The organism is Janthinobacterium sp. SUN128, from assembly GCF_030587275.1.
In the GTDB taxonomy this organism is placed as follows: domain Bacteria; phylum Pseudomonadota; class Gammaproteobacteria; order Burkholderiales; family Burkholderiaceae_D; genus Janthinobacterium; species Janthinobacterium lividum.
Genome location: NZ_JAPWHY010000006.1, coordinates 112,655 through 132,114, shown reverse-complemented (window position 1 = coordinate 132,114; position 19,460 = coordinate 112,655). Strand labels below are relative to the sequence as shown.

Annotated in this window: 18 protein-coding genes; 9 read left to right on the top strand and 9 right to left on the bottom strand. The window is 65.6% G+C overall.

The genetic code is table 11. The annotated features are described in order from the left end of the window. Positions 1 to 47: 47 nt before the first annotated feature. Both O3297_RS26690 and O3297_RS26685 read right to left on the bottom strand, forming a co-directional pair. Positions 48 to 452 (bottom strand): VOC family protein, encoded by a 405-nt coding sequence (locus O3297_RS26690; protein WP_305051022.1) that lies wholly within the window; start codon positions 450 to 452, stop codon positions 48 to 50. A 55-nt stretch (positions 453 to 507) separates the two neighbouring features. Beyond that, a complete protein-coding gene (locus O3297_RS26685) occupies positions 508 to 1,404 on the bottom strand; it encodes an AraC family transcriptional regulator (RefSeq protein WP_305050936.1) in 897 nt (298 codons plus the stop codon). Positions 1,405 to 1,543: 139 nt separating this feature from the next. On the opposite strand from O3297_RS26685, the gene O3297_RS26680 reads away from it, so the two are divergent. Then, positions 1,544 to 2,575 (top strand): methyltransferase domain-containing protein, encoded by a 1,032-nt coding sequence (locus O3297_RS26680; protein ID WP_305050934.1) that lies wholly within the window; start codon positions 1,544 to 1,546, stop codon positions 2,573 to 2,575. A 3-nt stretch (positions 2,576 to 2,578) separates the two neighbouring features. On the opposite strand, the gene O3297_RS26675 is transcribed toward O3297_RS26680, so the two are convergent. Continuing rightward, positions 2,579 to 3,487, bottom strand: a complete 909-nt coding sequence (locus O3297_RS26675) for a LysR substrate-binding domain-containing protein (protein WP_305050932.1) — start codon at positions 3,485 to 3,487, stop codon at positions 2,579 to 2,581. 112 nt (positions 3,488 to 3,599) lie between these two features. Between O3297_RS26675 and O3297_RS26670 the strand changes: the two genes are divergently transcribed. After that, positions 3,600 to 4,871, top strand: coding sequence for an MFS transporter (locus tag O3297_RS26670; protein ID WP_305050931.1), 1,272 nt, complete (start codon positions 3,600 to 3,602; stop codon positions 4,869 to 4,871). Here O3297_RS26670 and O3297_RS26665 read toward each other — a convergent pair. After that, entirely contained in the window at positions 4,868 to 5,527 is a 660-nt protein-coding gene (locus tag O3297_RS26665; RefSeq protein WP_034782669.1) for a metalloregulator ArsR/SmtB family transcription factor, read from the bottom strand. The genes O3297_RS26670 and O3297_RS26665 overlap by 4 nt on opposite strands. A gap of 123 nt (positions 5,528 to 5,650) precedes the next feature. Between O3297_RS26665 and O3297_RS26660 the strand changes: the two genes are divergently transcribed. Genes O3297_RS26660 through O3297_RS26640 form a run of 5 tightly spaced genes read left to right on the top strand, consistent with a single transcriptional unit; the run spans position 5,651 to position 12,379 of the window. Continuing rightward, positions 5,651 to 6,133, top strand: a complete 483-nt coding sequence (locus tag O3297_RS26660) for a DUF2165 family protein (protein WP_034782667.1) — start codon at positions 5,651 to 5,653, stop codon at positions 6,131 to 6,133. A 51-nt stretch (positions 6,134 to 6,184) separates the two neighbouring features. Continuing rightward, positions 6,185 to 7,285, top strand: coding sequence for an efflux RND transporter periplasmic adaptor subunit (locus tag O3297_RS26655; RefSeq protein WP_305050928.1), 1,101 nt, complete (start codon positions 6,185 to 6,187; stop codon positions 7,283 to 7,285). 15 nt (positions 7,286 to 7,300) lie between these two features. Further along, entirely contained in the window at positions 7,301 to 10,393 is a 3,093-nt protein-coding gene (locus tag O3297_RS26650; protein WP_305050926.1) for a MexW/MexI family multidrug efflux RND transporter permease subunit, read from the top strand. After that, positions 10,390 to 11,778, top strand: a complete 1,389-nt coding sequence (locus O3297_RS26645) for an efflux transporter outer membrane subunit (RefSeq protein WP_305050924.1) — start codon at positions 10,390 to 10,392, stop codon at positions 11,776 to 11,778. Before O3297_RS26650 ends, O3297_RS26645 begins: the two co-directional genes overlap by 4 nt. A gap of 25 nt (positions 11,779 to 11,803) precedes the next feature. Then, entirely contained in the window at positions 11,804 to 12,379 is a 576-nt protein-coding gene (locus O3297_RS26640) for a DUF1349 domain-containing protein (protein WP_305050922.1), read from the top strand. Positions 12,380 to 12,401: 22 nt separating this feature from the next. On the opposite strand, the gene O3297_RS26635 is transcribed toward O3297_RS26640, so the two are convergent. The 3 genes from O3297_RS26635 to O3297_RS26625 form a co-directional block, all read right to left on the bottom strand. Next, positions 12,402 to 12,713, bottom strand: a complete 312-nt coding sequence (locus O3297_RS26635; protein WP_305050921.1) for a hypothetical protein — start codon at positions 12,711 to 12,713, stop codon at positions 12,402 to 12,404. Positions 12,714 to 12,792: 79 nt separating this feature from the next. After that, a complete protein-coding gene (locus O3297_RS26630) occupies positions 12,793 to 13,200 on the bottom strand; it encodes a DUF4440 domain-containing protein (RefSeq protein ID WP_305050919.1) in 408 nt (135 codons plus the stop codon). Then, a complete protein-coding gene (locus tag O3297_RS26625; protein WP_305050917.1) occupies positions 13,197 to 14,618 on the bottom strand; it encodes an MFS transporter in 1,422 nt (473 codons plus the stop codon). Before O3297_RS26625 ends, O3297_RS26630 begins: the two co-directional genes overlap by 4 nt. Positions 14,619 to 14,745: 127 nt before the next feature. On the opposite strand from O3297_RS26625, the gene O3297_RS26620 reads away from it, so the two are divergent. Then, on the top strand, positions 14,746 to 15,648 hold the full coding sequence (locus O3297_RS26620; protein ID WP_070282988.1) for a LysR family transcriptional regulator: 903 nt from the start codon (positions 14,746 to 14,748) through the stop codon (positions 15,646 to 15,648). A gap of 115 nt (positions 15,649 to 15,763) precedes the next feature. Beyond that, complete coding sequence (locus O3297_RS26615) at positions 15,764 to 16,591, top strand: hypothetical protein (RefSeq protein WP_305050915.1); 828 nt, start codon at positions 15,764 to 15,766, stop codon at positions 16,589 to 16,591. A 25-nt stretch (positions 16,592 to 16,616) separates the two neighbouring features. Here O3297_RS26615 and O3297_RS26610 read toward each other — a convergent pair whose 3' ends face one another. Together O3297_RS26610 and O3297_RS26605 are read right to left on the bottom strand one after the other, a co-directional pair. Continuing rightward, positions 16,617 to 17,672, bottom strand: a complete 1,056-nt coding sequence (locus tag O3297_RS26610) for a bifunctional nicotinamide-nucleotide adenylyltransferase/Nudix hydroxylase (RefSeq protein ID WP_305050914.1) — start codon at positions 17,670 to 17,672, stop codon at positions 16,617 to 16,619. Beyond that, a complete protein-coding gene (locus O3297_RS26605) occupies positions 17,669 to 19,384 on the bottom strand; it encodes an NAD+ synthase (RefSeq protein ID WP_305050913.1) in 1,716 nt (571 codons plus the stop codon). The genes O3297_RS26610 and O3297_RS26605 overlap by 4 nt, the downstream gene beginning before the upstream one ends. Positions 19,385 to 19,460: the final 76 nt, after the last annotated feature.

Below are 19,460 nucleotides of genomic sequence, written 5' to 3'. Positions count from 1 at the left end.
AGCGGCGGCACGCCGCGTAATCCGACACCACCAGACACCACCACCTATCAGCCAGGTACGGCGCCTGGTTCCATGTACATCAACTCCCACTGATGTCCATCCAGGTCCTGGAAACTGTGGCCATACATGAAGCCGAAATCCATCGGCTCCTTGTAGATGCTGCCGCCCGCCTGGACGGCCTTCGCCACCAGCTCATCGACTTCGCCGCGGCTCTCGGCCGACAGGCACACAAGCACTTCCGTCGCCACCTTGGTATCGCACAGCTGCTTGGGCGTAAATTGCAGGAATTTGTCGTGCGTCAACAGCATCACGAAGATGTCGTCGGCGACGATCATGCACGTCGCCGTTTCATCCGTAAAGTGGGCATTGAAACTGAAGCCCAGCGCCGTGAAGAACGTCACGGAACGTTCCAGCGACTGGACGGGTAGATTGACAAAGATTTTGCGGGCCATCATGTCTCCTTGTGGGTCATATGAGTGTGCTGCCCGCCGATTCTACACCGGCTTTTTACGTGCCAGCGCGTCCCACGGTCTTCGGCGCGTAGCCGAAATAGCGGCTGAACGCGGCGCTGAAATTGGACGGATGGCGATAGCCCGTTTGCCAGCCCGCTTGCGCCACCTGGCAACCATTTTCCAGCAGTAACTTTGCCCGCTGCATGCGCAGCGCCAGCAGGGTGCGCTGCGGACTGTCGTTGTAGCGATAGCGCCATCCCTGCTTGAGTTTAAATAGGCTCAGCCCCACTTGCGCGCACAGGTAATCGAGCGTGAGGTCTTGCGCCATCTGCTCCTGCATCAGCGCGTAGGCACGCTCCAGCTTGATCATCTCGGCCTCGGGCCAGCGCGGCGCGGGAGCGGACGCGGGCGCCGGGCGCAGTGCCCGCAACTGTTCCGCCAGGACACTGAGCACGCCGATATGCACGGCCAGCGGGTCCGTCGCACGCAGCAGCGCCCGCGCATGCAGGGCAGAGGCAGCCGTGGTGGCCGCATGCGCCAGCTGGCGCGCGCCACCGTGGGGTAACAATGACGCCAGGCCCTCCGGCCAGTAGCGCGCCAGCGCGTCTTCAGCGACCAGCACGCGCAATTGCGCCGCCCGTTGATTCGCCTCGAAACGGCGCTCGCCACTCGTGTGGCGAAACGCCGTCACCGTCGTATGGCCACCCCGGAAACGCAATTGTTCGCCATCGCGCGTCGTGTAGCAGGATGCGCCTTGCAGGCCGATGGTGATCACCATGCCGGCCGCGTCGTCATGCTTCGATGGCTCGACGAGCGCCAGCCGCGGACGGTAATCGGAATGCACGAGCAGCAAGCCCTGGTCGACCTGCCTCTGGTCGGCGCGGCATTCGCCCATCCCCGGGTCCAGCTGGCGCCGCGTCCAGCCTGCCGCTTCCCTGTCCTGTTCCCGCATCGCTCCTCCCTGTCCTGGCGCGCCGTCGCGCATACGAAATGCGCCGTGCCGCACACAAATGCAAATGATAATTATTCTCATTGTTACATAAAATAGCGCTGATGCACACCTTGTGCCCACCACGTCGAAAGGAAGCGCCATGCCGTTCACCACGCAACACGCCTTGCAACCATATTGGGACCTGGCCGTCGCCCCCGTGCAGGCGGACGGACTGGCCGCCGCCCTGGAACTGGGCATTTTCGAGGTGCTGGCCACGCCGCACACGCCGGCGCAGCTGGCCGAGGCCCTGTCGCTGCATGCGCCGCACACGGCCCTGCTGCTGGAATTACTCTGGAGCATGCAGATGCTGGAACGCGATGCGGCCGATGACGAGGCGCAGCGCTACCGCTGCACGGCCGCCACCTTGCAGTATTTCTGCCGCACCTCCGTGGCCTTTTGCGGCGACGCCTGGCTGTACCGGCTGCATGCGCTGCGCCATTTCGCCACGCAGCTGAGTACGCTGGTGCGCGAGGGTGGCAAAGCCGCACCATACAGCACGGCAAATGGGGTCAACTGGGCCGCTGCCGCGCAGCAGCAAATTGGCCAGGAACAACGCGCCGTCACCATGCGCGCAGCCCTGTCCGTGATGCAGCGCATCGCCCCGTTTGCAGACGGCCTCACGCCGCTGCGCCTGCTTGATGTGGGTGGCGGCCCGGGCTGGGTTGCCATTGCGCTGGCGCAAGCCCATGCGGGCTTGCACGGTTGCGTTTTCGACTGGCCGGAAACGGTGGCCGTGGCGGCCGCCAACATCGCCCATGCGCAACTATCGGACCGGCTGGAGACGCTGGGTGGCGACCTGGACAGCGACGATATCGGCAGTGGCTACGATCTGATCTGGTGCTCGTCCGTACTGCATTTCGTGCCCGACATGGCAGCGGCCTTGCGCAAGATCCATGCAGCCTTGAAACCCGGAGGCGTCTTCGTCTGCGTGCAGGCGGAAATCGCCCCGGCACCGGGCGACGCGGCGCGCGTGCTGCCGTATTACTTGCCGATGCGCATGCTGGACCGCACGGTGACGCGCCAGGGAGAATTGGCGCAGCTGCTGCGCGACACGGGCTGGCAGGAAGTGGAACAATACAGCGCCAGCGATTTCCCCATGGCGCCCGTGCAGGTGTTGATTGCGCGCACTTGAATTTCAGGCGTTTTCAATCGCCCCATTCTGCAGCGATTCGATGATCAAGCCAGCCAGCCGCTCGACGGGCGGCCTCGACACGCTGGAGGCGCGCAGCAGCTCCAGCGACAACGGGGGCAGGGCGGGCAAGCCCGCCGCCACGTGATCGAGCGCGCGCACGGTTGAGGGCAAGCCCAGGCCCGTGCGCACCGTCACGCCCAACCCGGCTGCCGCCGCCGCCCACAGACCGGCCAGGCTGGGGCTGGTAAACGCCGTGCGCCAGGCGATGCCGGCATGGTCCAGCGCCTGCGTGGCGCAGCGCTGGAACAGGCAGTCGCGGTCGAACGCAATGAGCGGCAACGGTTCGCCCGACTCGGGCCGCCAGGCCAGGCTGGACGAGGCGATCCAGCGCATGGCCGGTTCGGCAATATGCTGGCGCTGCTGCGACGGATACTCGGCCACGTCGGCGATGCACGCGCCGCCCCACAGCAGGGCCAGGTCCAGCTGGCCCATGGCCAGGCCTTGCATCAAGGCCGTGTTGCGCGCCACGTGCGCCTCGATGCGCACCTTCGGATGCGCGCGGGCAAAGCGCCCCAGCACGTCGGGCAGCAAGGCTTCGCCAAAATCCTCTTGCAGGCCCAGCCGGATCCAGCCTTCCAGTTCCGCGCCGCGCAAGGCGACGGCCGCCTCGTCGTTGAGTTCCAGCAAACGGCGCGCATAGCCGAGCAAGACTTCGCCGGCCGGCGTCAGCGCCAGTCCCCGGCCATCCTTGCGGAACAGGGGTGCGCCAGCCTGCTCCTCGAGTTTTTTCAGCTGCGCGCTGACGGCCGAGGTAGAACGGCCCACCTTGTCCGCCGCGCGGGCAAAGCTGCCCAGCTCGATGCCAGCCACATAGCTGCGCAAGAAGGCGATGTCGAAATTCAGCAAGCTCATGGCGTGACGGAGATTGTCCTGTTTTATGGGATGGTGACTGGTAAATTATCTGATATTCAGAACGATCGTACTGCGCAACACTGTCAGGGTCAACCACTTTCCCGTCCATGCCATGACCACCAGCTGCCCAACCGTTCCTGTTCCTGTTCCTGTCCCCGTCACCGCGCCCGCGCTGGGCGATGCCCACCGCTGGAAGGTGCTGGCCGTCGGCGTGGCCGCCAATGCCAGCTTTTCCGCCGCCGCCAACGGCATGCCCACCACGGCCATCTGGCTGCGCAGCGGCTATCACCTGAGCAATACGGAACTGGGCGTGGCGCTGGGCGCCATGGGCTTGGGCGTGGCCCTGACCGAATTGCCATGGGGTATGGCCACCGACCGCTGGGGCGACCGCCCCGTGCTGCTGACCGGCTTGCTGGGGACCATGCTGGCACTATTGACCTTGCTGCTATGGATCACCCCGACTGAGGGCACGGTGCCACCGCTATGGGCGCTGGCGGCCGGGCTGGCGCTGGTCGGCGTGCTGGGCGGCAGCGTGAATGGCGCCAGCGGGCGCGCCGTGATGCGCTGGTTCGGCGCCGGCGAACGGGGTTTCGCCATGAGCATCCGCCAGACGGCCGTGCCCCTGGGCGGCGGTCTCGGCGCCCTCGTCCTGCCCAGCCTGGCATCGCGCTATGGCTTCATGCCCGTGTTTGGCGCCCTGGCCCTCGTATGCGCCCTGTCGGCGTTTTTTACGTGGCGCTGGATGTATGAGCCCGATTTCTCTGCCGAGGCTGCCACGGGCCCGCACAACGCGTCCACGGGCCTGATGGAGGTCAAGCCTGCGCCGCCCTTGCGGAATCGTAAAGTCTGGCGCATGGTGGCCGCCATCGGCTTGCTGTGCGTGCCGCAATTTGCCGTGCTCAGCTTCGCCACCGTCTTCCTGCACGACCATGGCCACCTGGGCCTGGCGGCCATCACGGCCGTGATGGTGGCCCTGCAGGCGGGCGCCATGGTGATGCGCATCTGGAGCGGACGCCATACGGACCGCCACGCGAACCGGCCCGCCTGGCTGCGCGGCTCGGCCCTGGTGGCGCTGGCCTCGTTCATTGTGCTTGGATGCATCGCCTGGCTGGACGCGCCGGGCTGGCTGTTGATGGCCGCCGTGGTGGCTGCCGGCATCGCCGTATCCGCCTGGCATGGCGTGGCCTACACGGAGCTGGCCACGGAAGCGGGCGGCGCCAACGCGGGCACGGCCCTGGGCATGGCAAACACGGCGGTCTACGTAGGGCTGTTCCTTACGCCGATCGCCATCCCGCACCTGCTGGCGGCCAGCAGTTGGCCCGTCGTGTGGTGGCTGGCGGGGCTGGTGGCGCTGTGCACCTGGCCCCTGTTTCCCAAGGCTTAGGGCAAGACAGAAATGCGGTAGACACAGCGCATGGCATTGGCCAGCACATGCTGCTCGCGCACGATGCTGGCGCCTGGCCCCACCACTTCCTGGAACAGCTGCAATTCGGAGCGGCAAAAGCCCTGGCAGGTGCGCGCGGCGGCGCAGATGGGGCAGTGGTCTTCAATCAGCAGCCAGTCGTCGCCGTCCGCTTCCACGCGCGCCATATAGCCCTCTTCATCGCGCACGGCCGCCAGCTGCTGCAAGCGCGTGGGCAAATCCGGCGCCGAGCACGCCAACGCATACGCGCTGCGGCTTTCCTCCTCGCGCTGGGTGATGAGTTTATCCAGTCCCGCTTCGCCGAACAGCTGGCGCACCGAGCCGATCAGCTTGATCGTCAACTGCGCATGCGTGTCGGGAAAGCGCGCATTGCCCGCCTCCGTCAAGACCCAGTTCTGGCGCGGCCGGCCGGCGCCCGCCTGCGCTTCCTGGCGCCCCTCGATGAGGCCCGCCGCCACCAGCTTTTGCACTTGCTGGCGCGCCGCCTCGCCCGTCATGTCCAGCGTCTTGGCCAGGGTCGCCGTGGAGACGGGTCCCTTGGTCTTGATGAAATACAGGATGCGCTCCGTCGTTTGCGGCGCCTCGCTATTATCCAAACGTTTACTTGTGTAATTCATTTCGCTCAACTATCATGGGGCCAGTTAACCAACTAATTGCTTGCATAATAGGCCGGTAGCTCCCCGCTGTCGAGGAGTTTCCACGTCCGCGTGCCAGCAAGACACTCTTTGGACTGGAATCCCATGCAGCTGCAGCACTCCATCTGGCTGTTTCACGCCATCCTCGCTACCGGCCTGGCCATCTGGCTCACCCTGGCCGCCATCAACAACTTGCACGCCTTCCACGGCTCCGTCTGGGCCATCGGCAACACCATGCGCATGGACCCGCTGCGCCAGGACCCGACCATCCAGACGCCGCTGCTGCGCCGCGCGCTCACATCCTTGAGCTTGCATCGGCTGTCGCTGGGCGTGGTGCTGGCGCTGCAACTGCTGGCCGCCATCGCCGCCTGGACGGGCGTGGCGCTGTTTGCTGGCGACGGCCTGGCCGCTGCCTTGCCCTGGCTAAATCTGGCCTTGTGCGCCATGGCCGCATTTTTGCTGCTGATGCACCTGGGCGGCCTGTGGTTCGGCTACTGGATCGCACAGGAAGGCTTGCAGACGACGCATCTGGTGCTGCTGCTGTGGACCATCGCCCTGTTTGTACTTTTCAACGCGCAGCGGACCTGATCAGCCTCCGCTGCGCCTCTTCTCCCTTTGACTGCAGTAAAGGACTTCATCATGAATACGAAAATCGTCGGCGCCTCCGCGCTGGCCATCGCCCTGGCCGTCGCCGGTGCCGCGCTGTATCCGCGTGCCGACTCGCATGCGGCCGATGCCGCCGCCTATCCTGCCACCAAGGTGGCGCTGGTCCCCGTCGTGCTGGGCACGCAGGAACGCTACTTCGCCGGCGTGGGCGAACTGGAAGCGGCGCGCCAGGTGCAGGTGGCGGCTGAGGCGGGCGGGCGCATCACGCAGATCCGCTTCGAGTCGGGCCAGACCGTGCCGGCCGGCGCCATCCTGGTGCAGCTGAATGACGCACCGGAACAGGCGGCCCTGCTGCGCCAGCGCGCACAGCTGAAAAACGCGGAAAGCAGCCATGCCCGCACGGTGCAGATGGTGAAGGAAAAGGCGGCCACGCAGGAGCAGCTCGACACGGCCCTGGCCGCGCGCGACGCAGCCCTGGGCGACGTGCGCCAGACGGAAGCGCTGATCGCGCAAAAGACCATCCGCGCGCCGTTCGCCGGGCAGCTGGGCATCCGCAAGGTGCACGCGGGCCAGTACCTGAACGCGGCCGACACGGTGGCCAGCCTGATCGACACGAAGTCGCTGATGGTGAACTTCGCCCTCGATGAACAGAGCAGCGCGAAGCTGGCGCCAGGCCAGGCCGTGCAAGTGCTGGTGGACGCCTATCCCGATGACATCTTCACGGCGAAGATCAACGCCATCGACCCGCTGATCGCCCGCTCGCGCATGGTGCAGGTACAGGCGGCATTGAGCAATCCCCGCGGCGCGCTGAAAGCGGGCATGTACGCGAATGTGCGCGTGGCGCGCGAGGCAGGCCAGCAGCTGACGGTGCCGGAAACGGCGGTGACCTACAGCGCGTATGGCGACACCGTGTTCGTCGCGCAGCAGGAAGGAAAACAGCCGCTCACCGTCAAGCGCGTGGGCGTGAAACTGGGCGAGCGGGCCGGGGGCCGCGTGGCCATTCTTGACGGCTTGCGCGAAGGCCAGCGGGTGGTCGCCTCGGGCCAGCTGAAACTGGCCGACGGCATGGCAGTGCAAGCCGTGGCCAATACCCTGGACGAGGCCAAGCGCGCCGCGCCCAAGGCCGGCTCGTAAGGGAAGGCCACCACCATGAAATTTACCGATTTATTCGTACGCCGCCCCGTGCTGGCGCTGGTGATCAGCACATTGATCCTGATGCTGGGCGTGATCGCCATACTGCAGCTGCCGATCCGCCAGTATCCGATGCTCGAATCGTCCACCATCACGGTGAAAACCACGTATCCGGGCGCCTCGGCGGAACTGATGCAGGGTTTTGTCACGCAGCCGATTGCGCAAGCCGTATCGTCGGTGGAAGGCATCGATTACCTGACCTCGTCGTCGGTGCAGGGCAGCAGCACGGTCACCGTGCGCATGGAGCTGAACCGCGACTCCACGCAGGCGCTGACGGAAGTCATGGCCAAGGTCAACCAGGTGCGCTACAAGCTGCCCGAAGGCGCGTTTGACCCCGTCATCGAGCGCTCGGCCGGCGATTCCTCGGCCGTCGCCTATGTCGGCTTTGCCAGCGAGAGCGTGTCCGCGCCCGCGCTGACGGACTACCTGGCGCGCGTGGTGCAACCAATGTTCGCCACCATCGACGGCGTGGCCAAGGTCGACGTGTATGGCGGCCAGCAGCTGGCCATGCGATTGTGGATCGATCCGGCCAAGCTGGCCGCGCGCGGCTTGACGGCGGCCGACGTGGCCGACGCCGTGCGGCGCAATAACTACCAGGCGGCGCCCGGCAAGGTGAAAGGACAATTCGTCGTCTCGAACATCAGCGTCAACACGGATCTGACCAGCGTGGCGGAGTTCCGCGACATGGTCATCCGCAAGGGTGGCGATGACAGTGCTGCCCTGGTGCGCCTGAAGGATGTGGGCACGGTGGAACTGGGCGCGGCCGCCACGGAGACGAGCGGCATCATGGACGGCGTGCCGGCCGTGTATCTGGGCCTGTCACCCACGCCAGGCGGCAACCCGCTGGTGATCGTCGACGGCATCAGGAGGCTGCTGCCTGAAATCCAGAAAACCCTGCCACCCGGCGTGAAGGTCGAGCTGGCATTCGAGACGGCGCGCTTCATCCAGTCATCCATCGACGAGGTGGCGCATACGCTGCTCGAAGCGCTGCTCATCGTCGTCATCGTCATCTACCTGTGCATGGGTTCCCTGCGCTCCGTGCTGATTCCCGTCGTGACCATCCCGCTATCGATGCTGGGCGCGGCGGCGCTGATGCTGGCCTTCGGTTTCAGCATCAATCTGCTCACCTTGCTGGCGATGGTGCTGGCCGTGGGCCTGGTGGTCGATGACGCCATCGTCGTGGTGGAAAACGTGCACCGGCATATCGAGGAAGGCAAGACGCCCGTGGCGGCCGCTCTGGTGGGCGCGCGCGAAGTGGCCGGCCCCGTCATCGCCATGACGATCACGCTGGCTGCCGTGTATGCGCCGATCGGCATGATGGGGGGACTGACTGGCGCACTGTTCAAGGAATTTGCGCTGACACTGGCCGGCGCCGTGGTGGTGTCGGGCGTGGTGGCGCTGACCTTGTCTCCCGTAATGAGCTCCCTGCTGCTGCAGCCGAAACAGACGGAAGGGCGCATGGCGCGCGCCGCCGAGCATTTCTTCGAAGGCTTGACCTCGCGCTATGCGCGCCTGCTGGACCGCTCCCTGCACCACCGCTGGCTGAGCGCCGGTTTCGCCGCGCTGGTGATGGTCAGTCTGCCGTTTTTGTACCTGCTGCCACAGCGCGAACTGGCGCCGGCGGAAGACCAGGCCAGCGTGCTGACGGCGATCAAGGCGCCGCAGCATGCCAACCTCGATTACGTGGAACGCTTTTCCTACAAGCTCGATGCCATCTACAAGAATATCCCCGAAACGGACTCGCGCTGGATCATCAACGGCGGCGAGGGGCCTGCGTCTAGCATCGGCGGCATCAACCTGACGCCGTGGGCCGAGCGTTCGCGCAATGCGGCCGTCATCCAGGCGGAATTGCAGCACGCCGTGGGCGACGTGGAAGGCACCAGCATCTTCGCCTTCCAGCTGGCGCCTTTGCCGGGATCGAGCGGCGGCTTGCCCGTGCAGATGGTCTTGCGCAGCGCGCAGGATTACGCCACCCTGTTCCGCACCATGGAAGACGTCAAGCAGCGCGCACGCGAGAGCGGCCTGTTTGCCGTCGTCGACAGCGACCTCGATTACAACAACCCCGTCGTGAAAGTACGCGTGGACCGCTCCAAGGCGAACAGCCTGGGCATCCGCATGCAGGACATCGGCGAATCGCTGGCCGTGCTGGTGGGCGAGAATTATCTGAACCGCTTCGGCATGGATGGCCGCGCCTACGACGTCATCGCGCAAAGCCCGCGCGAACAGAGATTGACGGCGCAAGCCCTGACGCAGCAGTACGTACGCGCCGACGACGGCAGCCTGCTGCCCCTGTCCGCCGTGGTGTCCGTGACGGAACAGATCGAGCCAAACATGCTGACCCAGTTCAACCAGCAAAATGCGGCCACCTTCCAGGGCGTACCGGCGCCGGGCGTGACCCTGGGCGACGCCGTGGCCTTCCTCGATGGTGTCGCCAAGACCCTGCCGCCGGGCTTCAGCTACGATTGGCAGTCCGATGCGCGCCAGTTCGCCACGGAAGGCAATGCCTTGCTGCTGGCATTTTTGGCGGCCGTCGTCGTCATCTACCTGGTGCTGGCGGCGCAGTATGAAAGCCTGACGGACCCGCTGATCATCCTGATCACCGTGCCGCTGTCGATCTGCGGTGCCCTGATTCCGCTGGCGCTCGGCTACGCCACCGTCAACATCTACACGCAAATCGGCCTCGTGACCCTGATCGGCTTGATCAGCAAGCACGGCATCCTGATGGTGGAGTTTGCCAACGAATTGCAGGTACATGAACAGCTCGACCGCATCACGGCCATCCGCAAGGCGGCACAGATCCGCTTGCGCCCGATTTTGATGACGACGGCGGCCATGGTGGTGGGCCTGGTGCCGCTGCTGTTCGCTTCCGGCGCCGGCGCCAACAGCCGCTTCGGGCTGGGCGTGGTGATCGTCTCGGGCATGTTGATCGGCACCTTCTTCACCCTGTTCGTGCTGCCCACCGTGTACACCTTTCTGGCCCGCCGTCACACGGCCGACCATGCCACGCCGCGCGCGCGCGACCTGTCCCAGGCGCTGAAGGAATCCCCATGAAAAATTACCGCTATCTTGTCTCCCTTTTCCCCCTGCTGGCCGGCTGCGCCGTCAGCCCCGCCTATGTCACGCCGGGCACGCCCGCCATCACCCTGGCCAGCCCGCAGCAGGCGCAATTCGCACCCGGTGCAAGCGCCGTCAGCGAGGCCGCCTGGTGGACGTTTTTCGACGATGCACGCCTGTCGCAGCTGATCGCCAGCGCGCTCGAACACAACCTCGATATCGTCCAGGCGCAAGCGAACCTGCTGGCCGCGCGCGCCGTCTTCGACGAACGCCGGCTCGATGAGCTGCCTGCCGTCACCAGCCAGGCAGGATGGCAACGCCAGGTGCAACAGGACACACCCGATAGCCGCGCCGCCAGCGCCAGCACGCGCGTAGGGTTCGACGCGAAATGGGAGATCGACCTGTTCGGCCGCCTGGCCCATATCAGCCGCTCGGCGCAGGCGCGCGCCGAAGCGGTGCAGGCGGACTTGCGGCAAGTGCAGCTGACGATCGCCGCAGAGGTGGCGCGCAATTACTACGAGGCGCTGGGCTACCAGCAAAACCTGGCGCTGACGCAGGCGCAGGTGCACAGCTGGCGCGACACCGTCGCCCTGATCGATGCGCGCATCCGTGCCGGCAGCGGCTTGCCGGAAGAGCGCCACAACGCGCTGGCCAACCTGGCCCGCAGCGAGGCGATGCTGCCGCCCTTGCAGGCGGGCTTGCGCCAGGCGCAGTACCGGCTCGATGTGCTGAGCGGCCAGGCGCCGGGCGCCATCGCGCTGGCCACTCAGCCACGGCAACAGGCGCCGCTGGCGGGCCAGCTGCCGCTCGGCGATGTGAACCGCCTGATCAAGCAGCGTCCCGACGTGGTGCGCGCCGAGCGCCTGCTGGCCGCCTCCAGCGAAGACGTGGGTGCCGCCACAGCCGACCTGTATCCGCGCCTGAGCCTGGGCGGCTTTTTGGGCTTCTTTGCGCTGCGCGGCAGCGGCGTGTTCGACGGCGGCGCGCGCGCCTTCGAGGTGGCGCCCTCCGTCAGCTATCCGGCCTTCCGCCTCGGCAGCGTCAAGGCGCGCTTGCGCGGCACGCAGGCCGAAGCGCAGGGCGCGCTGGCGCGCTATGAACAAACGATGTTATTGGCACAGGAGGACGTGGAAAATGCCGTCACGCAACTGGCGCAAAACCAGACGCGATTGGCCTCCCTGCTGGAATCGGCGCGCCACGGCAACGCGGCCCTCGGCATCGCCAGCACGCGCTATCAGGGCGGTTCCGGCAGCTACCAGGCCGTGCTGGAAAACCAGCGCGCCTTGTACGATATCCGGCGCGAAGCGCTGCTGGCGGAAACGGCGTCCTATATCGATGCGATTGCCCTGTACAAGGCGCTGGGATGGGGGCAAACTATGTGATCTTTTTAGCTCGGAAAGGCACGCAATGTTCACGCAAGGCAGCTGGCTCAATCCACCGGAAAACTGGTCCGCCGACGGCGCGCAATTGCGCGTGACGACGGATGCCAACACGGATTTCTGGCGCAAGACCGCGTATGGGTTTATCCGCGACAGCGGCCATTTTTTCGGCACGCAAATCGAAGGCGATTTCACGGCGCAGCTGCATGTGGCGGCGCAGTACGCAGCGCTGTACGACCAGGCGGGAATGATGGTGCGCATCGACGCGGAAAACTGGATCAAATGCGGCGTCGAATTTTCCGACGGCCAGTTACTGTTGAGCACTGTGCTGACGGTGGACACATCGGATTGGGCCGTCAGCATCGCTCCCGCCATGCCGGACGGTTTCTGGCTGCGCGTGACAGTGGAAAAGGGCGTGATCCGGGTGCAGTATTCGACCGATGGCAAGCTGTGGCCGCTGCTGCGCCTGGCGCCATTTCCCGAGGCCAGCAGCTACCTTGTCGGGCCCATGTGCTGCACGCCGGAACGCGCCGGCCTCGAGGTCGCGTTTTCGAAATTTACGCTGGGCCCGGCCCAGCGCAAGGACTTGCACGACCTCACTTGAGTGCCCGTGTGTGCATGGCGGATCAGACGGCGGAATCCGTCCACTGATTATCGATGCACCATTGCCGCACATCGGCGATCAGTTGCGCTGAAACGGGCTGGAGTCCCGGGAGTTTTTTCTCGTATTTCCGGATGCTGGCGGCAAAAAAAGTGAAGAAAGCGATGCCGATCAATTTGCGTTGCAAGTCTTTCGGCAGGCAGCGCAGGCAGACAAACAATTCCCAGTCGAGATCAGGATATTTTTCTTCCATCAAGGGACCAAGCTGCCGCAGTTCATGACCAATGTCAAAGACCTTGGTCCAGCTTGGCGAGTCCGATGTCGTGTCTATGCGCATCTTTGTTTTCTCCGAGTGCAAGAACCGCATGATACGCGCATCGTCCTTCAGGCAGCGTGCGTGCCACCACGTGGCAAGATCAATCCGCCCGCGCCACCCACGTCTCGTGCAAATGGCGCCACAGCAGGCTACCAGCCGGCGTTTTCTCATACACGACGGTCGATAGCCGCTCGGTGTTTTCTGCGCCGGGCAGCGACTGGAATTCGCGGTAAGACACGGTGGCGCCGGCGGCGCTGTCCTGGATCAGCCGCAAGTCCGTGATGTGCATGGCGAGGCCCGGACGGCTGCCGCCGGCGCCCTGGAAAAACGCCGTCAAGCCAGCATGATCGAGCTGTTTTCCGCCCGGTGACACCATCGTGAAAGCGGGTGAAAAACGCGCCAGCAAATCAGCGCAATGTTCCGGCGCCGTGGCTGCGCCCGAAAGCCACTCGCGGATCAGCACATGCGTGGCTAACACGTCGTCAAAACAGGGGTGCGTTGTCTTCATTTTTTTGTTACTCCATGGTGATGTAAAAGGTCGAGAACGGCGCGGTTATCGATGCGCATGCACAGTGTCAGAGGCAGCACGCACGAGGCGGCGGCCAGCGCAAAGCACCAGTGAAAGACCCGCGCCGCGCGCGCATGCAGGGCAGGGTCGTCCAGGGTGGCGATACCCTGCGCCGCCAGCAAGCCGTTGAGCAGCACGCTGAGCAGCGCCACGCCCAGGCAAAAGCCCAGCTGGCGGTTGATATTCCACACGGCGCTGGCCTGGCTCAGTTGCGTATCCGGTGTGCGCAAGAACGCCGTGCTTTGCGCCGTGCTGCTGCACAAACCGCCGCCAAAGCCCATCACGGCATACGCGCCGGCCAGCCAGAAAAGCTGATCGGCCGCATCCACGCGCAGCAGCATCAGCATGCCCGCCGCCTGCAGCAGCGCACCAAAGATGAACAGGGGTTGCGGCCCCACGCGGCGGTAGCTTTTTCCGGTGAGCGAGATGGCCGCAAACGAGGCCAGCGCCCACGGCAGCATCAGGGCGCCCGCCGTCGACGCCGACATGCCCAGCACGCCCTGCAGATACAGCATGGCCAGCAGGCTCACGCCCATGAACACGCCCGGCACCAGCAAATACATCAGCATGGCAATGCGCAGCAGCGGTTCGGCGGCCAGGCGCAGGTTGAGCAGCGGCGTGGATTTGCGCAGGGCGCCGCGCACGTAGACCCATGCGCAGGCGGCGCCCAGCGCCAGCACGCCGGCGCCGGCCAGCAGCTCGCCCGGCGTGCCCAGCATGGTCAAGCCCAGCAACAGCAAAAGGATGGCCGTGCTGCCCGCCAGCAGGCCGCCCGTGTCGAGGCGGGGCACTTGCGCGCGCGGCGGGTCGGGACGCAGCCAGCAGGCGGCCAGCAGCAGCGCCAGCGCGGCAAACGGCACGTTCAGGTAAAAAATCCAGCGCCACGACAGGCTGTCGACGATGACGCCACCCAAGGCTGGCGACAGGGCGGGCGCCAGCAAGCCCACCAGCATGATGACGGAAGACAGGCCGGGACGCTCGGCAGGCCGATACAGCTGGTAGGTCATGCTTTGTCCCAGCGGAATGAGCAAGCCGCCACCCAGGCCCTGCACGCAGCGCCAGGCGATCAGCGCCTCGATCGAGGGCGCCAGGCCGGCGCCGATGCTGGCGCATAAAAAAGTTAGCAACGATGCCATGAACACGGTTTTGCTGCCATAATAGGCAGCCAGCCAGGCACTGGCGGGAATGACGATGGTCAGGCCGAGGATGTAGGCCGTGCTGATCCAGGCCAGCTGCGCCACTGAGGCGTGCAATGCATGGCCGATGTCGGGATAGGCGACGCTGGTGATGAACATGTTGATCAGGTCGACGAAAAACCCCAGCAGATAGATGGCCGCCACTTTTTTGCGATAGTCCATGGTGCTCCGAATGGCAAACGGCCAGCTTAAGCGCCTAGCGCCATTTGCGTAACGGGCCGGCCCCGATTACACTGTCAAACAAATTTTGACAAACCGCTGGAAGCCGCATGTTTACTCATTTTTATTTATGATCAGTCTTGACCGCCTGGGTATTTTCATCGCCATCGTCGATGCCGGTTCGCTGACGGCGGCCGCCGCCGTGCTGGGCCAGAGCAAGGCCGTCGTCAGTTTTAACTTGAAACAGCTGGAAGCGGAGCTGGGCGTGTCGCTGCTGACGCGCAGCACGCGCAGCCTGGCGCTGACCGACGTGGGGCGGCGCTTTTACGAAGATTGCCAGCGCGTGCTGAGCGAAGCCCAGGGCGCCATCGAAACGGCGCGCCAGGGCCACCAGGGCTTGCGCGGCACCCTGCGCCTGACCACCACCGTCGAGTACGGCAGCCGCACGGTGATCCCCGCGCTGATCGCCTTCGCCGCCGCCCACCCGCAATTGCAGATCCAGCATTCCTCGTCGTCGTCGCATGAAGACCTGATCTCGGGCGGCTATGACCTGGCCATCCGCATGGGTTCACTCAACGACTCAAGCTACCGCGCCGCGCTGATCGAGCCGTACGCGATTTGGCCCGTCGCCTCGCCCGCCTACCTGGCCAGCCTGCCCGGCCGCGACATCGCCACCTTGCCCGACTTGCAGCGCGCGCGCTGGCTGGCGCACAGCCGCCTCAGCACGCCCCTGCGCTGGGACGTGCACACGCCCGACGGCCCCGCCGCCTTTGCCGTACAGGACGACGCCGCCATCCATTCCGACTCCGCCTCGGCCCTGCTGGGCTTTGCACTGGGCGGCTGCGGCGTGGCCCTGCTGCCGCAATGGCAGGTGGAAGGAGAAGTGCGCGCGGGACGCCTGCGCCGCCTGCTGCCCGATGTCGCCTTCCCGGAGCAGGGCGTGTATGCCGTGTATCCGAACACCCAGCATATCGCGGAAAAGGTGCGCGCCTTTATCGACTTTTTGCGCACGTTCGTGGGCACGCCGGACTGAGATTTCACTTCGTCAATATTTGACGAAGACAACGGTTTCCAAGGGGCAAACGAGCGCCCCTTTCGGTTTTCACGGCCTACACTGGAAGGACGTTGTTCACCGATTGGAGACCATCATGGCACATACATTGGCAGCAGTTTTCGCCGTCCGCGACATGGCCGAGCGCGCCCGGCACGACCTGATCACGGCTGGCTTTACCGGCGCCAGCATCCGCCTGCACGATGCGGGCAGTGACGACTTTTCCGCCACGGAAAACATCCGCCGCGACGACAGCGACAGCCTGCTCGACAATATCAAGCATTTCTTTACGGATCTGTTCGGCAGCCACGCCGACCGCCACATCTATGCGGAAGCCGTGCGGCGCGGACATGTCGTGCTGACACTGGAAGGCGCAAGCGACGCCGATATCCAGCGCGCCACCGACCTCGTCGAGCGCTATGCGCCGCTCGACATCGATGCGCACGCCGACCACTGGCGCGCCGGCGGCTGGCAAGGCGCGCCGCACGACGACAGCGCAATGCGCCAGGGCGCCAGCATGCAATCCAGCGCGCCATCGCAGCAGGGCGCGTCCGCCGGCAACCTGAACGAGGCGGCAAGGTCGCAGCAATTTGCGGGCGGCATGGCGCCGCCGTCATCGGGCGCGGGCGCCAACGCGCGCCGCTACCCCAGCGCCGACAACCTGCCAGGCACCAGCTACGACGACGAGCAGTACTACCGCAGCCACTGGAGCGCCACCTATGTCGCCACCGGCGCGCGTTTCGAGGACTACGATCCCGCCTACCGCTATGGCCATTCGATGGCCAGCAGCGACAGCTATCGGGGCCGCCCGTGGGACGACGTGGAAGCGGACCTGCGTTCCACGTGGGAGCACACGTATCCGCAATCAGCGTGGGACAACTTCAAGGCAGCTGTCAAACATGGCTGGGAACGCATCACTTCCTGATGCGCGCTGAGGGGGATAGCCCCCCTCAGCGCCCCTCGTGCGTGAGCTTGAGGAAGTGGTTCAGGATGTGGAAATGGTCTTCGAAGAATTGCTCTTCCATGGCCGGCAGGGCGCTCACCGGCACCCACTGCGCCAGCGCCGCATCGTCGGCCGCCTTCACGGCAGGCAGCTGGCGCGTCTTCAGGTCAAAATAATGCGCATGCGTGATGGTGCGCCCGCGCTGGCTGCGGTCCGGATGGTCGAACACGGCCACGCCGACCAGCGCCTCGGCGAGGGTGGGCGCCAGCACGCCCAGCTGGGTTTCTTCCGCCAGCTCGCGCAGGGCGCCCTGCAGCAAGCGTTCGCGCGGCTCCAGGAAGCCACCGGGCAATGCCCACAGGCCCTTGCCCGGATAGCCGCCGCGGCGCACGAGCAGCACGTGGCCGCCCGTCTGCACCAGCGCGTCGACAGTCGTGAAGATGGGCGGATACGGCGCAGCGCGCCAGCGCGCTTTATACGCTTCGATGGCGCGGTATTCCTGCACCAGCGGTGCGTACCATGGCAACAAGGTCCACGCCTTCAGATACTGGCCGATGGCCGCCGGCAGCAGCTGCGCCACAGCGCTCAGCGACACATCCACGTCTTCCGCTTCGAACAGCACGTTGCGGATGGCCGTCGCGCCGATGGGCGCACCGGGATCGATCTCCAGATTCAATAACTGCCAGTGCGGGAAGTGGTGCAGGTAGTAGCTGGTGGCGTCCTTGAAGCAAGCCACCAGGGTGACGCGCTGCGCCGCGGGCAAGGCGCCCGCCACGGCGCGCCGCACGGCATCGGCCCACAAGCCATCGTCGTAGTAATCGCGCACGGCCACGTAGTGCACGCGCGCGCGCTGCGCCTCGGGCAGGGTGGCGGCGATCATGGCGGCCCGCTCCTGCCATGTAAACGGGTTCTTCGGGCTGCGCGCATGGAAGGCGGAACCGAGCACCACCACCACCTGGGCGGCCGTCGTCAGCGCCTTCTGCAACAAGCCCGCATGGCCATGGTGAAAAGGCTGGAAGCGGCCGATCAGGATGGCCGCGTCGGCAGGATAGGATGAGCTCATGCGTCGTCTCCGGTGGGGTAGTGGGCGGCGATCGGCAATTGGCGCCCGCTGCCAAAGGCGCGCGAACGCACGCGGATGATGGGCGCCGCCTGGCGCCGTTTGTACTCGTTGCGGGCGACCATGCCGAGGATGCGCGTCACCAGTGCGCGGCCCTCGTCCGTCTCGCGCAGCTGGTCGACCAGGGTCAAGGCTTGCGCGCTTTCTTGCGCCGGCAGGCGGCGTCCCTCGATATGCCATTTGAGAATTTCATCGAGCACGGGATACGGCGGCAAACTGTCGGTGTCGCGCTGGCCCGGCGCCAGTTCCGCCGATGGCGGTTTGTCCAGCACGGCGACGGGGATCAGTTCGCGCCCGGCGCTGGCGTTGAGGTGGCGCGACAGGGCGAACACCTCCGTTTTATACAGGTCGCCGATCAGTCCCAGTCCGCCGTTCGTGTCGCCATACAGGGTGCAGTAGCCCACCGAGATTTCGCTCTTGTTGCCGGTGGTGAGCAGCAGGGCGCCGAAGGCGTTCGAGTATTCCATCAGGATGGTGCCGCGCACCCGCGCCTGCAGGTTTTCCAGCGGCAGCCCCTGCAGCTTGCCGTCGAAGGCTTGGGCATAGCCGGCTTCGTATTGCGCCACGATGTCGCGTATCGGGTGCGTGTGCAGGACGATACCGAGGTTGGCGCACAGGGCGACGGAATCGGTGACGGAGCCGGCGCTGGAAAACACGGACGGCATGGTGATGCCCACGACGTTGTCGGCGCCCAGGGCTTCGACGGCCAGGGCCAGGGTCAGCGCCGAATCGATGCCGCCCGAACAGCCGACGACGACTTTCGTAAAGCGGCAGCGGCGCGCATAGTCGCGCAAACCGAGCACGATCTGGCGCCGCGCAAATTCCACGGCGGGGATGCCGTCCGGGTCCGGCACGGGAAACGCCGATCCATCGGGCCGCATAAAACGGCCATCGGCAAAGCGCAGCAAGGGAAAATCTTCGACGAAGCGGGCCGCCTCGAATTGCACGCCGTCGCTCGGCGACATGGCGAACGAGGCGCCGTCGAACACCAGTTGGTCCTGGCCGCCCACCTGGTTGACGAACAGCAAGGGCAGCTTGACGCGCGCGCAGGCGGCGCCAAACACGGCGTGGCGCTGCGCGCGCTTGCCGATGTCGGACGGGCTGGCGTTGATGCTGACGACGAGGTCGGGTCCCGCCGCGTGCAAGGCCTCGAACGGGTTGACGGCGTAGGCGCGGCCATCGTCGTTCCAGCCATCCTCGCAAATCATGAAGCCGACCTTGCGGCCGGCGATATCGAGGGTGCAGGCGCCGGGCGGGCCCGGCTCGAAATGCCGCCCCTCGTCGAAGATGCCGTAGGTGGGCAGCAGCTGCTTGTAGTATTCGGCGACGATGCGCCCGTCGCGCAGCGCCAGCAAGGCGTTGTACAGGGGCTTGCCGACGCCGGGATTGGGCCGCGCCGTGCCGATGACGGTAACCAGCGCCGGCCAGCGCGTGGATGACTGCAGCAGCGTATCGAGCGCCTGCTGCATGCCGCGCAGGAAGGCGGCATCCTCGAACAGGTCGCCCGGGTAATACGCACACAGCGACAGTTCCGGGCACACGAGCAGGTCGGCGCCATCGTCGCTGGCACGCTGCATGCGCGCGATGATGGCGCCGACATTGGCGTCGAAATCGCCCACGGTGGGATTCATCTGCGCGAGGGCGATGGTCAGCATGGTGATCCTTCATTGGTTACGCGTGAAACCACTATCCTGCCTGAAATTTTCCTGAGCGTACTGATGCAATCGTGCA

Bases quoted from the DNA above. Each gene is read 5' to 3' on its own strand.
- O3297_RS26690 (WP_305051022.1), bottom strand. From the start codon at position 452: ATGGCCCGCAAAATCTTTGTCAATCTACCCGTCCAGTCGCTGGAACGT.
- O3297_RS26685 (WP_305050936.1), bottom strand. From the start codon at position 1,404: ATGCGGGAACAGGACAGGGAAGCGGCAGGCTGGACGCGGCGCCAGCTG.
- O3297_RS26680 (WP_305050934.1), top strand. From the start codon at position 1,544: ATGCCGTTCACCACGCAACACGCCTTGCAACCATATTGGGACCTGGCC.
- O3297_RS26675 (WP_305050932.1), bottom strand. From the start codon at position 3,487: ATGAGCTTGCTGAATTTCGACATCGCCTTCTTGCGCAGCTATGTGGCT.
- O3297_RS26670 (WP_305050931.1), top strand. From the start codon at position 3,600: ATGACCACCAGCTGCCCAACCGTTCCTGTTCCTGTTCCTGTCCCCGTC.
- O3297_RS26665 (WP_034782669.1), bottom strand. From the start codon at position 5,527: ATGAATTACACAAGTAAACGTTTGGATAATAGCGAGGCGCCGCAAACG.
- O3297_RS26660 (WP_034782667.1), top strand. From the start codon at position 5,651: ATGCAGCTGCAGCACTCCATCTGGCTGTTTCACGCCATCCTCGCTACC.
- O3297_RS26655 (WP_305050928.1), top strand. From the start codon at position 6,185: ATGAATACGAAAATCGTCGGCGCCTCCGCGCTGGCCATCGCCCTGGCC.
- O3297_RS26650 (WP_305050926.1), top strand. From the start codon at position 7,301: ATGAAATTTACCGATTTATTCGTACGCCGCCCCGTGCTGGCGCTGGTG.
- O3297_RS26645 (WP_305050924.1), top strand. From the start codon at position 10,390: ATGAAAAATTACCGCTATCTTGTCTCCCTTTTCCCCCTGCTGGCCGGC.
- O3297_RS26640 (WP_305050922.1), top strand. From the start codon at position 11,804: ATGTTCACGCAAGGCAGCTGGCTCAATCCACCGGAAAACTGGTCCGCC.
- O3297_RS26635 (WP_305050921.1), bottom strand. From the start codon at position 12,713: ATGCGCATAGACACGACATCGGACTCGCCAAGCTGGACCAAGGTCTTT.
- O3297_RS26630 (WP_305050919.1), bottom strand. From the start codon at position 13,200: ATGAAGACAACGCACCCCTGTTTTGACGACGTGTTAGCCACGCATGTG.
- O3297_RS26625 (WP_305050917.1), bottom strand. From the start codon at position 14,618: ATGGACTATCGCAAAAAAGTGGCGGCCATCTATCTGCTGGGGTTTTTC.
- O3297_RS26620 (WP_070282988.1), top strand. From the start codon at position 14,746: ATGATCAGTCTTGACCGCCTGGGTATTTTCATCGCCATCGTCGATGCC.
- O3297_RS26615 (WP_305050915.1), top strand. From the start codon at position 15,764: ATGGCACATACATTGGCAGCAGTTTTCGCCGTCCGCGACATGGCCGAG.
- O3297_RS26610 (WP_305050914.1), bottom strand. From the start codon at position 17,672: ATGAGCTCATCCTATCCTGCCGACGCGGCCATCCTGATCGGCCGCTTC.
- O3297_RS26605 (WP_305050913.1), bottom strand. From the start codon at position 19,384: ATGCTGACCATCGCCCTCGCGCAGATGAATCCCACCGTGGGCGATTTC.